Origin of the sequence: Spiribacter halobius (assembly GCF_020883455.1) — a bacterium.
GTDB classification, from domain to species: domain Bacteria; phylum Pseudomonadota; class Gammaproteobacteria; order Nitrococcales; family Nitrococcaceae; genus Sediminicurvatus; species Sediminicurvatus halobius.
The window spans coordinates 1,092,608-1,106,825 of the sequence record NZ_CP086615.1 but is presented as its reverse complement, the minus strand read 5'-3'; the positions used below and the strand labels follow the sequence as shown (position 1 = coordinate 1,106,825).

Below are 14,218 nucleotides of genomic sequence, written 5' to 3'. Positions count from 1 at the left end.
TCACTACCCTACCCGTTCGTGGTCCAGTGCCGTGCGCAGGCTGTCCGCATCGAGCCCGAAGCTGCGCGCCCCGTCCTCGGCCCCGGTAGCCGCGGCCCGGAACAGGCCGAACAGCTCCCGGCCCATGCCGTGCTGGCTCACCGCGCTGGCGGCGACGCCCTCGCGGGCCTGCCACTCGGCCTCGGGCACCAGCGCCTCGAGCCGACCCCGCTCGGCATCCACCCGGATGATGTCGCCGTCGCGCACCCTGCCGAGCGGTCCGCCCGCGAGACATTCCGGCGTGACGTGGATCGCCGCCGGCACCTTGCCGGAGGCGCCCGACATGCGCCCGTCGGTCACCAGCGCCACCTTGTGTCCCCGGCCAAGCAGCACGCCGAGCTCCGGGGTCAGCTTGTGCAGCTCCGGCATGCCGTTTGCCCGCGGCCCCTGGAAGCGCACCACGGCCACCATGTCGCCGTCCAGCTCGCCGGCGCGGAAGGCGTCCAGCACCTGCTGCTGGTCCTCGAACACCCTGGCCGGCGCCTCCACCACCCGGTGTTCCGGCTTCACCGCCGAGACCTTGATCACCGCCCGTCCCAGGTTGCCGTCGAGGACCCGCAGGCCGCCGTCGGCGCTGAACGGCTCCGATACGGGGCGCAGCACCTCCGGGTCAGCCGAGGCGGCCGGCGCGGCGCGCCAGGCAACACCGCCGTCGTGCAGCCAGGGCTCCTCCGCGTAGCGGCGCAACCCCTCGCCGGCGACGGTGAGCACATCCTCGTGCAGCAGGCCCGCGTCGAGCAGCTCGCGCACCAGAAAGCCCATGCCGCCGGCGGCGTGGAAGTGGTTCACGTCGGCCTTGCCGCTGGGGTAGATGCGGGTAAGCAGCGGCACCACCGACGAGAGCTCGTGGAAGTCGTCCCAGGTAACCTGGATTCCGGCCGCCCGGGCGATGGCGACGAGATGGATGGTGTGGTTGGTGGAGCCGCCGGTGGCCAGCAGACCCACAATGGCGTTGACCAGCGCCCGCTCGTCCACCACCCGGCCCACCGGGGTGTAGGTCTCGCCGCGGGCGGTGAGCGCCATCACCCGATGGCCGGCGGCGATGGTCAGGGCATCGCGCAGGGGCGTATTGGGGTTCACGAACGCTGCCCCCGGCAGGTGCAGCCCCATCACCTCCATCATCATCTGGTTGCTGTTTGCGGTGCCGTAGAAGGTGCAGGTGCCGGGGCCGTGATAGGACTTGGCCTCCGACTCCAGCAGCGCGTCGCGCCCCACCCTGCCCTCGGCGAACTCGGCACGGATGCGCGCCTTCTCCTCGTTGGGCAGCCCGGAGGTCATGGGGCCGCCGGGGACGAAGATGAACGGCAGGTGGCCGAAGTGCAGCGCCCCGATGAGCAGACCCGGCACGATCTTGTCGCAGACGCCAAGGCAGAGCCCGGCATCGAAGACGTTGTGGGACAGCGCCACGGCCGTGGCCATGGCGATGACGTCGCGGCTGAAAAGCGACAGCTCCATGCCCGGCTGCCCCTGGGTGACGCCGTCGCACATGGCCGGCACACCGCCGGCGAACTGCGCGGTGCCGCCCGCCTCACGCACGGCCTGCTTGAGCAGCGCCGGGAAGCGCTCCAGCGGTTGATGGGCCGAGAGCATGTCATTGTAGGCGGAGACGATGGCGACATTGGGGCGCTGCAGCGCCTTCAGCGCTTCCTTGTCGGCCTCCGGCGCCGCGGCGAAGGCGTGCGCCAGGTTGGTGCAGGACAGGCCGCGCCGGACCGGGCCCTCGTCTGCGGCCGCCTGCAGCCGGCGGAGGTAGTCCTCTCGCCCGGGGCGGCTGCGCGCCTCGATGCGCTCCGTGACACGGGCAACGACGGGATGGCAGGGGGGCATGAGAATCTCCCGGAAGCCTCGGCGGACTGGGCTGGAACACAGCCACTGCGGTAACTTTACTACCTAAGTGCCAGCCCGGGGACCCCTGGCGGATCCCGGTTCCACGTCGGGCGCCGCAGGTCCGGCCGGAACGCACCGGGGCCCCCGTGGTCCGCTCGTTACCGCCGTCGACTGCGCTAGACTTCGGTAGCGCGGCTACACACCGGCCAAGGGAGGCCCTGTGGAACAGCTATCCCCCTTCGACATCGTCCTCTTCGGCGGCACCGGTGATCTGTCCCTGCGCAAGCTGTTGCCGGCTCTCTACCGTCGGCATCGGGCCGGCCAGCTGCCTGAGGACGGCCGCATCATCGCCACCGCGCGCACGCCGATGAGCCGGGAGGCCTTCCTAGATCGGGTCCATGACAGCTACCGGGAACGCCTCGACGCCGACGAGCTGAACGAAACCGAGTGGCGGCGCTTCGCCGAGCGGCTCGCCTTCGTGCCGGTGGATGCGACCGACAGCCACAGCTACGCGCAGCTGGCCGAGGCGCTGGCCGGCCGTGACGGGCGCTGCCGGGTGTTCTACCTGGCGGTGGCACCGGGGCTGTTCGTGGACATCTGCCGGAATCTGCAGGCCAACGATCTGGTCACGCCGCGATCCCGCGTCGTGCTGGAGAAGCCCCTCGGCCACGACCTGGCCTCGGCGCGGGCGATCAGCGAGCAGATCGGCGCGATCTTCCCCGAGGAGGCGATCTACCGGATCGACCACTATCTCGGCAAGGAGACGGTGCAGAACCTCATTGCGCTGCGCTTCGGCAACACGCTGTTCGAGCCCCTGTGGCGGCGCGAGTGGGTGCGCGACGTGCAGATCAGCGTCGCCGAGCAGGTCGGCGTCGCCGGCCGCGCGGGGTTCTACGACCGCACCGGCGCCCTGCGCGACATGGTGCAGAACCACCTGCTGCAGCTGCTCTGCATCATCGCCATGGAGCCGCCCACGAGCATCGAGGCGGACGCCGTGCGCGACGAGAAGCTCAAGGTCCTGCGCGCCCTGACCCGTCTCGAGGGCCGCAGCGCCCTGCAGAACACGGTGCGCGGCCAGTACCGCGCCGGCGCCATCGGCGGCCAGCCGGTGCCCGGCTACCTGGACGAGGACGGCGTCGACGAGGACAGCCGCACCGAGACCTTCGTCGCCATCAAGGCGGAGATCGCCAACTGGCGGTGGTCCGGGGTGCCCTTCTACCTGCGCACCGGCAAGCGGCTGCAGGAGCGCAACGCGGAGATCGTGGTCAACTTCCGTGAAGTGCCCCATTCCATCTTCGACGTCACCTACGGCACCGGGCTGCCCAACAAGCTCGTTATCCAGCTGCAGCCGGACGAGGGCCTGCGCCTGCATCTCATGGCCAAGGCCCGGGGCGACCAGATGCGCCTGCGCCCGGCGGCGCTGGACCTGGACTTCGCCGAGACCTTCAAGCAGCGCCAGGCGGACGCCTACGAGCGCCTGCTGATGGACGTGCTGCGCGGGCGGCTGACGCTGTTCATGCGGCGCGACGAGCTGTACGCGGCCTGGGAGTGGATCGAGCCGATCCTTGAGGCCTGGAACCAGGCGGCGGACGCGCCCAAGCCCTATACCGCCGGCACCTGGGGGCCGGCCGCCTCCAGCGCCCTGCTCGGCCGCGAGGGTGCCAGCTGGCACGAGGAGGCCTGATGCCCCGAGAACCCGCCCCCCTCGACGACGCCAAACGCTTCCCCACGGCCGAGGCCCTGGCCGACGCCCTCGCCCGGCGCGTGGCGGAGATCATCACCTACGCCGCGGGCGCCCGCGGCAGGGCGAGCCTGATCGTCTCCGGCGGGCGCACCCCCATCACCCTCTACCAGCGCCTCGCCGGTAGCGAGCTGCCCTGGGACCGGGTCGGCATCAGCCTGGCCGACGAGCGCCGCGTACCGGAAGACGATCCCCGCAGCAATGCCCGGCTGGTGCGCGAGCACCTGCTCCAGGGGTCCGCCGCCGCGGCGCGCTTTGTCCCGATTCACCGTGACGGCGCTGACGAGCGCGCCGACGAGGCCGCCTGTGCCGCCGCCCTCGGCACCCTGCCGCGGCCGTTTGACGCGGTGATCCTCGGCATGGGGGACGACGGCCACACCGCTTCGCTCTTCCCCGGCGCTCCGGAGCTGCCGGCGGCCCTGGACCTGCAGCGCGAGGCCTGCTGCCAGGCAATCACCGCACCGGCGGAGCCACCGGAGCGGCTGACGCTCACCCTGGCCACGCTGCTCGACAGCCGCTGGATCGCCCTGCACGTGACCGGCCAGGAGAAGTGGCAGACCCTCGCCCGGGCGCTCGAGGCCGGTGACCCGATGCGCTACCCCGTGGCCGCGCTGTTCCGCCAGCGGCGAGTGCCGGTGCATGTCTACTGGTCGCCCTGATACCCCGCACCTGATCGCCGACATCGGTGGCACCCACGCGCGCTTCGCCCTGGTGCGGCCGGGACGCGGCACCCCGGAGGCGGTGCGCAACCTGCCGGCGGCGGACTACCCGGACTTCACCGCCGCGGCCCGGGCCTATCTGAAGGCCGTCGGCGTCCCCGCCCCGGCGTCCGGGCTCTGCGCCATCGCCACGCCCGTGCTCGGCGACGAGCTCGCCATGACCAACCTCGGCTGGCGCTTCTCGGTGCGTGCCAGCCGCGAGGCGCTGGGCCTCGAGCGCCTCGAGTTCCTCAACGACTGGGCGGCCCAGGCACTGGCGGTGCCGCACCTGTCCGCGGACCAGTGGCAGACCGTAGCCCCGGGCGAACCGCGGGCGGGCTTCCCCATGGCCGTACTCGGCCCCGGCACCGGGCTCGGTGCCGCGGTGCTGGTGCCCTGCGCGCGCGGCTGGCACGCCGTGGCCGGCGAGGGCGGGCACGTCAGCTTCAGCCCGATGACGGAGCGGGAGGCGGCCCTCGCCGCCGTGATCCGGGCCGAGCACGGGCACTGCAGCGCCGAGCGCGTCGCCTCCGGTCTGGGCCTGGAAGCCGTCCACCGGGCGCTGACGCAGCTGGACGGCGCGGACCCCGAGGCCCTCGCTGCCGCCGACATTGCCGAGCGGGCGCGCGCCGGGGATGCCCGTGCCCGCGAAACCGTCGACATCTTCACCGCGGCCCTCGCCACCACCGCCGGCAATCTGGCACTGAGCGTCGGCGCCCTCGGTGGCGTCGCCCTCGGCGGCGGCCTGCTGCCGCGCCTCGGCACGCTGTTCGATGCCGCGGCCTTCCGCCGCCGGTTCACGGACAAGGGGCGCTTCAGCGGCTATCTCGCGCAGATTCCGGTGCGGCTGATGCGTGCCGAGGCGCCGGCGCTGATCGGGCTGGCCGCCGAGGTGGCGGCGCGCTCGCAGGAGGAGGAGCATCCGGCATGAGCAAGGCCAACGACGCCGGCGTCGAGGTCGCGGAGTCCGGCGGCGAGTACACGCTGCTCGGGCGCGTGCGCGCCCTGACCCCCGGCCTGCGGCGCTCGGAGCGCAAGGTGGCCGAGCTGGTACTGGCGAGCCCCCATGCGCTGGTGGACTCCCCCATTGCCCAGGTGGCCCAGCGTGCCGGGGTAAGCGAGCCCACCGTCGTGCGCTTCTGCCGCAGCCTGGGCTATCCCGGCTTCCAGCGCTTCAAGCTGGCCCTCGCCCGCAGCCTCGCGGTGGGCGTGCCCTACGTACTGGAGGGGGTGAGCCAGGACGAACCCACCGAGGATCTCGCGGCCAAGGTCCTGGACCGCCATATCGCGACCCTGCTGCAGGCACGCAACCACATCGCCGCGGCGCCGCTGGAGGCCGCCATCGACCGGCTGGCACAGGCCGAGCGGATCGAGCTCTACGGCCATGGTGCCTCGGGCGTGGTGGCCCAGGATGCCCAGCAGAAGCTCATGCGCCTGGGAATCCCCGTCACCGCCTACTGCGACGCCCACGTTCACGGCATCGCCGCCAGCGTCCTCGGCGCAGGCGCGGTGGTGATCGCGATCTCCCACACCGGCCGCAGCCAGGACCTGCTGGCGAGCGTCGCCACGGCCCGGGAACGCGGTGCCACGGTCATCGCCATCACCGCCCCCGGCTCGCCGCTGGCGGAACGGGCCACGGTGGCGCTGTTCGCCGACGTGCAGGAGGACACGGACACCTACATGCCCATGGCCTCCCGCCTGGCGCATCTGGCGATCCTGGATATCCTCGCCCTCGGCCTGGCCCTGCGCCGGGGCCCCGGGCTGCAGGGGGAGCTGCGCCGCGGCAAACGCGCGCTGCGCGACAAGCGGCTGCCGGAGTAGCGCGACCGGCAACTTGAGTCCGCGACCGGAACGGTTCAGGGCCGCCGTGCCCCGCCCCACACCCACTAGCCCCACGGCGGCGTGCACCGGAGTCGGCTGGGCTGGGGTCTGGCACGGCCCTTGACACCACTACGTGATCGCGGCGGCTTCCACACAGCACCGCGCATTAGTGACTCAGCACGATCTTGCCGAAGTGCCCGCCGGCGGCCATGCGGCGATGGGCCTCCGGGGCCTCGGCGAACGGGAGGACGGTATCCACCACCGGCTGCAGGCGGCCCGCCGCGAGCAGCGGCAGCAGATGGCGCCGGGCCTCCCGGGCCAGGCGCAGGCGGCCCTCCAGCGGCAGGCTGCGCAGCGTGAAGCTGCGGATCTGCAGCCGGCGCATGAGCACCCGCGCCAGCGGCAGCCGCGCCTCCATGCCGGCCATCAGCCCCACCAGCACCAGCGTGCCCTCGGGAGCCAGCGCCGCCAGGCTTTCGTCGAAGCGCTCGCCGGCCACCAGCTCCAGCACCAGCGCGACGCCGCCGGGGGCCACTGCCTTCAGGGCCTCCCGATCGACGCCTTCCGACCCCGGCAGCGCATGCGCCAGCCCGAGAGCCCGCAGCCGCGCCAGGCGTTCGTCGCTGCGGCTCGATCCGATGGGCTCGGCCCCCAGCGCCGCCGCAAGCTGCACTGCGGCGATGCCTATGCCGGAGCTCGCCCCTCGAATGAGGCAGCGATCCCCCGCCGCAAGGCCACCGACGGTGACCAGGCCCTGCCAGGCGGTGAGAAATGCCTCCGGGAAGGCGGCCGCCTGCGGCCAGTCCAGACCGTCGGGTACGGCCAGGAGCTCACCCTCGTGCACACACACCGCCTCGGCGTATGCGCCGCCGCCTGTGATGCCCATAACCCGGTCGCCGGGCTGCCAGCGCGTGACGCGGGGTCCGACCGCGTCCACCTCGCCGGCGAACTCGAGACCCGGCACGTCCGGCGGCGCGCCGGGCGGTGCCGGATAATGGCCAAGCCGCTGCAGGAGGTCCGCGCGGTTGATACCCACCGCGCGCACGGCGACGCGTACCTCGTCGCCACCGGGCTCCGGGGTCGGCCGCTGCACGCGGCTGAGCACCTCGGGGCCGCCGTGCTCGGTGATGGTCCAGGCCTCCATGATCGTCTCCTCAAACCGGCAGATTGCGCTTCCACGCCTTGGGGAACTGGCTCTCCAGCATACCCTCGGCGGTCCAGCGTCCCACACCCAGGGTGTAGCCGCGATGCGCCACCAGCACATGGCCCGGGCCGGTGATCTGCCCGCCCGCGATGGTCTCGCCGGACAGCGGGCGACGCTGGCGGAACGCCTCCGCCGCCGCCGCGCCGAGCTCCACCCGGTTGCATCGCGCACGGTCGCCGAGGGCCATGGCCAGCGCCGTGGTGGGCTTCGGCGGCTTCACCTGCAGCCCGACGGCCGGCAACCCCGTGGTTTCGGGGGCCGGCCATCGCGGCCAGCGGTGATCCGCGGCGAGCAGATTCAGATACCGGCCCTCGCCCCCATGGCAGACGAGCCCGGCAAAGGCGTCCGCAGGCAGGTCGAAGCGCGCCTGGATGCGCTCCAGGACGGGGTGGCTCGGGGGGACCGGACCGGGGCCGACCCTCGCCAGCGCCCGGCCGTCGAGCTTCTCCAGCACGGCGACGAAGAAGCCGCCGCTGTCGGCAGCGTGCGGCCAGGCACGGAGCGCACCCTCAAGGCGGACATCGTAGCGGCGCCCCTGCCAGTCGGTGATGCCCGGGGCACCCGGGAAGCCCGGCACGCGGGCCGGTCGCAGCGCCACCGATGCGCCGGCCTCCCGGAGCAGGGCGTCCACCACCGCCTCGTTCTCCTCCGGGGCGAAGGTGCAGGTGGAGTAGACGATGCGTCCGCCCGGACTGCAGATCTGCAGCGCGCGACGCAGCAGGTCCAGCTGGCGGGCGGCGAGCCACTCGCGCTCGGCGGAATCCACCTCTCGCGGCGGATCCTCCCGGCGCCAGGCACCCTTGCGCCAGGTGCCCTCGCAGCTGCACGGCGCATCCACGAGCACCCGGTCGAACGCCCCCGCCCGCAGCGGGAACTCCTGCCCCGGGCGTACCAGTGTGCTCACATTGACGAGCCCCAGGCGCTTGACCACCTGCCGCACGGCGGTTAGCCGGCCGCGCTGGACGTCGTTCGCCGCGACGGTACCCGTATTGGCCATGGCGACCGCCATCTGCGCGGTCTTGTTGCCGGGCGCGGCGCAGAGATCCAGCACCCGCTCTCCGGGCTGCGGGTCGAGCAGGTGCACCGGCAGTCGCGAGACCTCCTCCTGGGACTGGTACAGGCCCGCAAGCAGGCCCCAGTGGCTGCCGGCGGCGAAATCCGCCGGCAGCCGCAGGGCCAGTGGATCCCAGGCCAGCGGCTGGGACCGGTAGCCGGCCTCGGCGAGCAGGCTTGCCACCGCGTCGCGGCTGGTGCGCAGGGGGTTGGCCCAGACCGTGGCCGGCAAGGGACGGGTCATGCAGTCGAGAAAGGCGGGCCAGTCCGGGATCAGCCCACGATAGCGCTGGAAGGCGCGCTCGGCGCGCTGGCGGGCAGCATCCATCGCCCGGCTCAGCCCGTGGGCTGGAGATCGGCCGCGGCGTTGCCCCGCAGCCAGTCACGCAGCAGGCGGCGGAAGGCGCCGGTATCGTCCTCGGGCGGCAGGCTCGCGAGGGCCCGATCGACGACCGCGTCGCCGGCCTTGGGGCGAACCTGGGGGAGCAGCGCCTGGAAGAACTCGCGGTCGAACTCCGGGTGGCCCTGCACGGTGAGCACCGGGCCGCGCCGGCTCGCGTACCACGGGCAGAAGGGACTGGTGGCGAGGCGCCGGAAGCCGGGCGCCGGTGTCAGCACCTGGTCCTGATGGACAGAGAGCAGCCGCAGCGGCTCGCCCGCACGCCGGCCGGCCAGGTCGGCCTCGAGGCGGACGTCATAGACACCGAGACCCCAGCCCACCGTGGCGCGGCCGATGCGCCCGCCCAGGGCGGAGTGCACCAGCTGATGGCCGAAACACACGCCCACCAGTGGCTGGCCGGCGGCTTCGATCTCCCGTACCAGGTCCTGCAGCGGCGGCACCCACTCGGGCACCTCGTGAACACTGGCGCGGCTGCCGCTGACCAGCCAGGCATCCGCGGCTTCGGGGCTGTCCGGCCACTCGCCGGCATGCACCCGCCAGCCCGTGGCCTGCAGATCCCCGGCCGCGTCGGCCAGCAGATCCTGGAACAGGGCGAGATACGACCGCCAGCGGGAGACGAGCCCCTCATGGAGGTCGTCGCAAAGCAGTACGCCTACGCGGATCGGGCGCGGGACAGGCTCGGTCATACCCTCAGGATGCCACGCTCTCGCGCAGGGAACGAGTCTGCCGGCGGAACGGCCACCAGCCCCACCGCCGGTGCGGCGCCGGCGGCTCGGCGGCAAGGGCCTCCGCCGCCGGTGCCGCCGCGGCCTCCTGCTCGGCAGCGGCAGCCGCGAGCGCCGCCTCCGCCGCCAGCCGCAGCTCGCGCTGCAGATAATGGGAGAAGGCCCCGGCGGCGCCCAGCTCGCCGACGAAGCGCAGCATCCCGTCGCGCAGGCCGGCGCGATTGCAGCGCTGATGCACCCCGAGGGAGCGCTCCGCGAGCCAGGCATCGAGCCGGCTGGAGACGCCAAACCCCGCCACGAAGTCATCCAGAACCTGGATCTGCTGCTCCAGATCCCAGCCGAGCTCCTCCGCCACTCGCAAGAATTGATCACTCATGGCCGCCGCTTCCCCGCGCTGTCGCCGCCGCCCCAACCAGAACGCCCCGGACCGCAGGGCCCGGGGCAACGAGACTGTATTGTCCTTCGCCAACTCCCCGGCGACAAGGGAATTTTCGGAACGGGATCACATCCCGCGGAGCAATAATGCGCGCTGTTCTATGCGCCTTGTACCAAGGGAAGCACTTATCAACCTGCGCCGCGGAATCCGCTCCCAGCATTCGTGGTGCGGAGGGTGGTGGAGGCGCCCGGGAGAACCGCGGCCTCGCGGCTTAAGCTCCCCAGTGTCACAGCACTGCCAGCAGAAAGGCGTAGCGTCCGGCCTTCCCGGCGGTCACCAGGGCGAGGAAGACCCAGATATTGGTGCGCAGTATCCCCGCCACCAGGGTCAGCGGGTCCCCGAGGAAGGGTGTCCAGGCGAGCAGCAGCGACCACACGCCCCAGCGCTGGTACCAGTCGCTCGCCCGGTCGATGCTGCGTGCGGAGAACGGGAACCAGCGCCGGTGCCGGAAATGGTCGATGAAGCGGCCGAGCAGCCAGTTGATCACCGAGCCGAGGACGTTGCCCACGGTCGCCACGACCAGCAGCGCCAGCGTGTTGTAGTCCCCGGTGACGTAGAGCGCCGCCAGCACGGCCTCGGACTGCGCCGGGAAGAACGTGGCCGCGATCAGCCCGGCGAAGAACAGGCTGGCGTAGGCGCCGAGGGTGGTGATCACCGGCGCCGGTCCGCCCGCCCTTCAGAAGCCATAGACCCCGACCAGATGCAGCCAGAGGTACTGCAGCGGGAACACCAGCAGCGTGGATACCGCCGCGTAGCCAAGGGTGAAGCGCGTGAGCACCCCCCAGGGAACGCCCCCGAGGCGCCCGCCGACCAGGATCGGAGGGGCCTGATAGGGCAGGAGAAACGTCGCGTAGCCGACGGTGAGGGTGACCAGCACGGCCTCCAGCGGCCAGCCCGTGGCGCCGGCGATGGCCGGCGCCAGGGGGCTTGCCACCGCCGGCACGCCGGGCAGCGTCGTGAACACGCCCAGCAGCGCACTGCCGAGGCCGAGCACACCGAAGTTGAGGGTGTCGGCACCCGGGCTCAGCGGCAGCAGCGGCAGGAGCTGGGCGAAGGCGGCCTCGCCCAGGCCCGAGCGGGCGAGGGTTTCACCGAGGCCGAGCACGCCGGCAACGAACAGCAGCGGTCCCACATCCAGGGCCGCGTAGGGCCGTTCCGGCGTCAGCCGGGTCGGCGGCAGCAGGCAGTAGCAGGCCGCCGCCAGCGCCACCCAGGCGGGGGCGATGCCGTGGGCGAAGTCCGTCGCCCAGAGGGCCAGGGCGGCGAGCAGGACGGCGGCCAGCTGGCGCTCGCCCGCCGCCGCCTCACCGGGCGGCGTCGCCGGGGTATCGTGCGCCTGGTCATCGCTGAGGCGATCCGGCAGCCACCAGAGCAGCAGTGCCACCAGCAGCGCCGCCCGCAGCAGCCCGAGCACGGGGAAATGCCACCAGAGATACTCCAGATAGCCGACCTGGAAGCCGTGCTGTGCCTCCACCGCGGAGGCCCAGACCACGTTGGGCACGTTGGCTGGCAGGATCGCGAACGAGGTGAGGTGGGTGCCGAAGACGACACCGAGCACCAGCGCGAAGCGCCCGCGTGCGGCGGCGGCGAAACCGGCCCGGTCGGCCACGGCCAGGGCGATGGGCACCAGCAGCACGATCCGCCCCATGGAGCCGGGCATGAGGAAGGCGAACACGGTCCCCACGACCACGCTGGCCGTCACCAGCAGGGGGTAGCTTCGTGGCGCCCGCGTCAGCAGCCCGCCGGCGATGCGCTCGCCAAGGCCGGTGTGACGGATGGCAAGACTGAGCACGAGCCCGGCGAAGATGAGCCAGAAGGCGCTGGCGCCGAAGCCGGCGAACACGGCCTCGGCCGGCGCGACGGCGAACAGCATAGCGGCGAGAAAGAACAGCAGCGAGGCCAGCGCCTCGGAGACGATCCCGCTCGCCCAGAGCCCGATGGTCACCAGCATGAGCGCGGCGGTGGCTGCCGTGCCGTCGGGCAGCCAGACCGGCGGCGCAAGCAGCACCGCAGCCGCGGCCAGCGCCGCGAGCACAGCCACCAGGGGCCCCGGCCGCAGCCAGCCCCGGTGCGGTTTCGGTATCGCTGGTGTCCTGCCGGACAATCGGTGGGCGCGCATGGGTGCTGCTCCCCCGTAACTGCCGAAAACCGCGAATGATAGCCGCTATGGGAGCCTGCAGCGGTAGCCAGACGAAAAAAACCGCCGAGGGCCAGGAGGCCGTCGGCGGCGGGAGACGCGGAAGGGCTCCGCGTGGTTACGCGGCGGTCGCCTTCGAGGCGGCCTTGCCAGCGCTCGCCACGTTGTCCTCGACGAGCTTGCGGGTCTTGCCCACGAACTCCTCGTTCAGGGAGGCGAAGCGGGTGGCGTCGGACTTGACGCGCTCACCGATCTCCTTGGCGGCCTTCTGCTGGTTCTCGGCATAGGCCTGGAAACCCTGCACGTCGCGCACGTCCAGCGCAGCGCGGACCTGCTGCAGGCCGACCTCGGCGTAGGCACGGCTGGCCTCGATCTGGGCATTGACCACCTGCTCGAGGTGATCCAGCGCCAGCGCGGCGTAGCTGCGGGCCGGACCGGTGACGAACTGCTCGGTCTGCTCCTGGATGGTGTTCAGATTCACGTTGCTCATGATGATGTCCTCTCGGGTTGGCATGTCGGTTCCGAACAAGGTGAACCGCTCTGTTCACCCTTGTTGCGGTGCATCATAGGACATACTTTGCTGCGATGCAACACGGCAGCCCGTGGCCGGCCGACGGACGGTCCATGCGTCCCCGGTAAGGCCGGCCTGCATTGCTCACCAGTGTGCGCCCGCGCGCAGATGCACGCGACGGCTCATGTAGCCCGCATATCTCACCCATTCACGGTTGCGGGCGCGGATCGGTGAGATATGCGGGCTAGCATCCAGGTCGAGCACAACGTAGAGCTGCCCGCAAGATCCGCGCCCGCAGCCGTGAATCGTCGGGACATGCGGGCTAGACTGCGCGCCCTGCCCTGTCGCACAGCTCCGGAGCCGCCATGCAGGCCGTCATCGACCTTGCGCTGCCGTTCTTCGCCCTGATATTCACCGGCTACGCGGCGGGCCGCACCCGCCTGCTCGCGGGCGGCACCATCGCCGGGCTCAATGCCTTCGTCTTCTACTTCGCGCTGCCGGCGCTGCTGCTGGTGAAGACCTACCAGGCCCCATCGGCCTCCGGGGACGTGGCCGCGCTGCTCGCCGCCTACTACCTGCCCGGCTTCGCCCTGTTCTTCGCGGCCCTTCTGCTCGGCCGGCGGCTGTTCCGCATCAGCACCGGCGCCGCCTCGCTGCAGGCGCTGGCGGCGACGTTCTCCAATGTCGGCTTCATCGGCCTGCCGCTGACCCTGCTCCTCTACGGCGCCGACGCCGCTCTGCCGGCGGTGCTGATCGTCATGGGGGACACCATCGTCATGCTCGGTCTTGCCACCGCGCTGATCGAGGCCGACATGGGGCGGGGCCGGGATCGCGTGGCGCTGGCGCGGCTGATCATTGGCGGCGTCGCCCGCAACCCCATCGTGGTCGCCGCCGCGCTCGGACTCGGCCTCAACCTCACGTCGGTGCCCGTACCGGAGCCGCTGCTCGGCTATGGCAATCTGCTCGCCGACGCTGCCGGGCCCTGTGCCCTGTTCGCCCTGGGAGCGACCCTGGCGGGGCGGCCGATGCACGAGGGCGCGGCGGAGACGCTGTACCTGACGCTGCTGAAGCTCGTCGTCCATCCGGCGCTGGTGGCGGTCATGGCGCTTTGGGTGCTGGAACTGCCGCCGGTTTGGGCCTCGGTGGCCATCCTGCAGGCCGCCCTGCCCATCGCCGCCAACGTCTACGTGCTCGCCCAGCGCTACGATCTGCATGCGGGCCGCATCTCCACGGCCATTTTCATATCCACCGCCGTGGGCGTGGGCACCATCTCGCTGCTGATCAGCATCCTGTACGGCTAGCCCGCATATCTCACCGATTCGCGACGCGAGGGCGTGGAGATGGCGGGCAGGCGTGCTCGACAGTACGGCGAGCACCCGGACCGAGCGCAACGCAGGACTGCTCGTCAGATCCGCGCCCGCAGCCGTGAATCGGTGAGATATGCGGGCTAGGAGTCTGCGCCGTAGAAATCTTCCGAGCGCGGTGGTCCCACGGCGAGGCGATTCGGCCGCTCGTGCGAGGCGCATGGTGGTGACTATGTAACGAGCGCGAGCGGTCAAAGCGGCCGCAGTGGGGCCGTCGCAGCCGGGAGACGTTCTACGGCGCAGACTCCTAGGGCCTTCCCGG

The 14,218-nt window shown here is 71.9% G+C and carries 13 protein-coding genes; 5 read left to right on the top strand and 8 right to left on the bottom strand.

Annotated features, from left to right (window positions below):
* Positions 1-3 precede the first annotated feature (3 nt).
* Positions 4-1,866: a phosphogluconate dehydratase gene (gene edd, locus LMH63_RS05065; protein ID WP_109676832.1), complete on the bottom strand. Its 1,863-nt coding sequence runs from the start codon at positions 1,864-1,866 to the stop codon at positions 4-6.
* 220 nt (positions 1,867-2,086) lie between these two features.
* On the opposite strand from edd, the gene zwf reads away from it, so the two are divergent.
* From zwf to LMH63_RS05045, 4 genes are read left to right on the top strand one after another with little or no spacing between them, the layout of a single operon-like run.
* A complete protein-coding gene (zwf, locus tag LMH63_RS05060) occupies positions 2,087-3,550 on the top strand; it encodes a glucose-6-phosphate dehydrogenase (protein WP_109676834.1) in 1,464 nt (487 codons plus the stop codon).
* On the top strand, positions 3,550-4,266 hold the full coding sequence (pgl, locus tag LMH63_RS05055) for a 6-phosphogluconolactonase (protein ID WP_109676836.1): 717 nt from the start codon (positions 3,550-3,552) through the stop codon (positions 4,264-4,266). Before zwf ends, pgl begins: the two co-directional genes overlap by 1 nt.
* The gene (glk, locus tag LMH63_RS05050; RefSeq protein ID WP_109676838.1) at positions 4,247-5,236 is read left to right on the top strand and encodes a glucokinase; all 990 of its coding nucleotides are present in this window, start codon (positions 4,247-4,249) and stop codon (positions 5,234-5,236) included. Before pgl ends, glk begins: the two co-directional genes overlap by 20 nt.
* Positions 5,233-6,126: an SIS domain-containing protein gene (locus LMH63_RS05045; RefSeq protein WP_109676840.1), complete on the top strand. Its 894-nt coding sequence runs from the start codon at positions 5,233-5,235 to the stop codon at positions 6,124-6,126. Before glk ends, LMH63_RS05045 begins: the two co-directional genes overlap by 4 nt.
* Before the next feature lie 166 nt (positions 6,127-6,292).
* Here LMH63_RS05045 and LMH63_RS05040 read toward each other — a convergent pair whose 3' ends face one another.
* The 7 genes from LMH63_RS05040 to LMH63_RS05010 all read right to left on the bottom strand — a co-directional run bounded on the left by LMH63_RS05040 (position 6,293) and on the right by LMH63_RS05010 (position 12,571).
* Positions 6,293-7,270, bottom strand: a complete 978-nt coding sequence (locus tag LMH63_RS05040; RefSeq protein ID WP_109676842.1) for an NAD(P)H-quinone oxidoreductase — start codon at positions 7,268-7,270, stop codon at positions 6,293-6,295.
* 10 nt (positions 7,271-7,280) lie between these two features.
* On the bottom strand, positions 7,281-8,711 hold the full coding sequence (locus tag LMH63_RS05035) for an RsmB/NOP family class I SAM-dependent RNA methyltransferase (RefSeq protein ID WP_109676844.1): 1,431 nt from the start codon (positions 8,709-8,711) through the stop codon (positions 7,281-7,283).
* 8 nt (positions 8,712-8,719) lie between these two features.
* On the bottom strand, positions 8,720-9,469 hold the full coding sequence (locus LMH63_RS05030) for a type 1 glutamine amidotransferase (RefSeq protein WP_109676846.1): 750 nt from the start codon (positions 9,467-9,469) through the stop codon (positions 8,720-8,722).
* A gap of 4 nt (positions 9,470-9,473) precedes the next feature.
* Positions 9,474-9,884: a hypothetical protein gene (locus LMH63_RS05025; protein ID WP_109676848.1), complete on the bottom strand. Its 411-nt coding sequence runs from the start codon at positions 9,882-9,884 to the stop codon at positions 9,474-9,476.
* A 286-nt stretch (positions 9,885-10,170) separates the two neighbouring features.
* Positions 10,171-10,599 carry a YqaA family protein gene (locus LMH63_RS05020; RefSeq protein WP_373317905.1) on the bottom strand — a complete coding sequence of 143 codons (429 nt, stop codon included), beginning with the start codon at positions 10,597-10,599 and terminating at the stop codon, positions 10,171-10,173.
* A 21-nt stretch (positions 10,600-10,620) separates the two neighbouring features.
* Positions 10,621-11,985, bottom strand: a complete 1,365-nt coding sequence (locus tag LMH63_RS05015) for an SLC13 family permease (protein ID WP_158280305.1) — start codon at positions 11,983-11,985, stop codon at positions 10,621-10,623.
* 214 nt (positions 11,986-12,199) lie between these two features.
* Positions 12,200-12,571, bottom strand: coding sequence for a phasin family protein (locus tag LMH63_RS05010; RefSeq protein WP_109676884.1), 372 nt, complete (start codon positions 12,569-12,571; stop codon positions 12,200-12,202).
* A 386-nt stretch (positions 12,572-12,957) separates the two neighbouring features.
* Between LMH63_RS05010 and LMH63_RS05005 the strand changes: the two genes are divergently transcribed.
* Positions 12,958-13,893 (top strand): AEC family transporter, encoded by a 936-nt coding sequence (locus LMH63_RS05005; RefSeq protein WP_109676852.1) that lies wholly within the window; start codon positions 12,958-12,960, stop codon positions 13,891-13,893.
* Positions 13,894-14,218 lie beyond the last annotated feature (325 nt).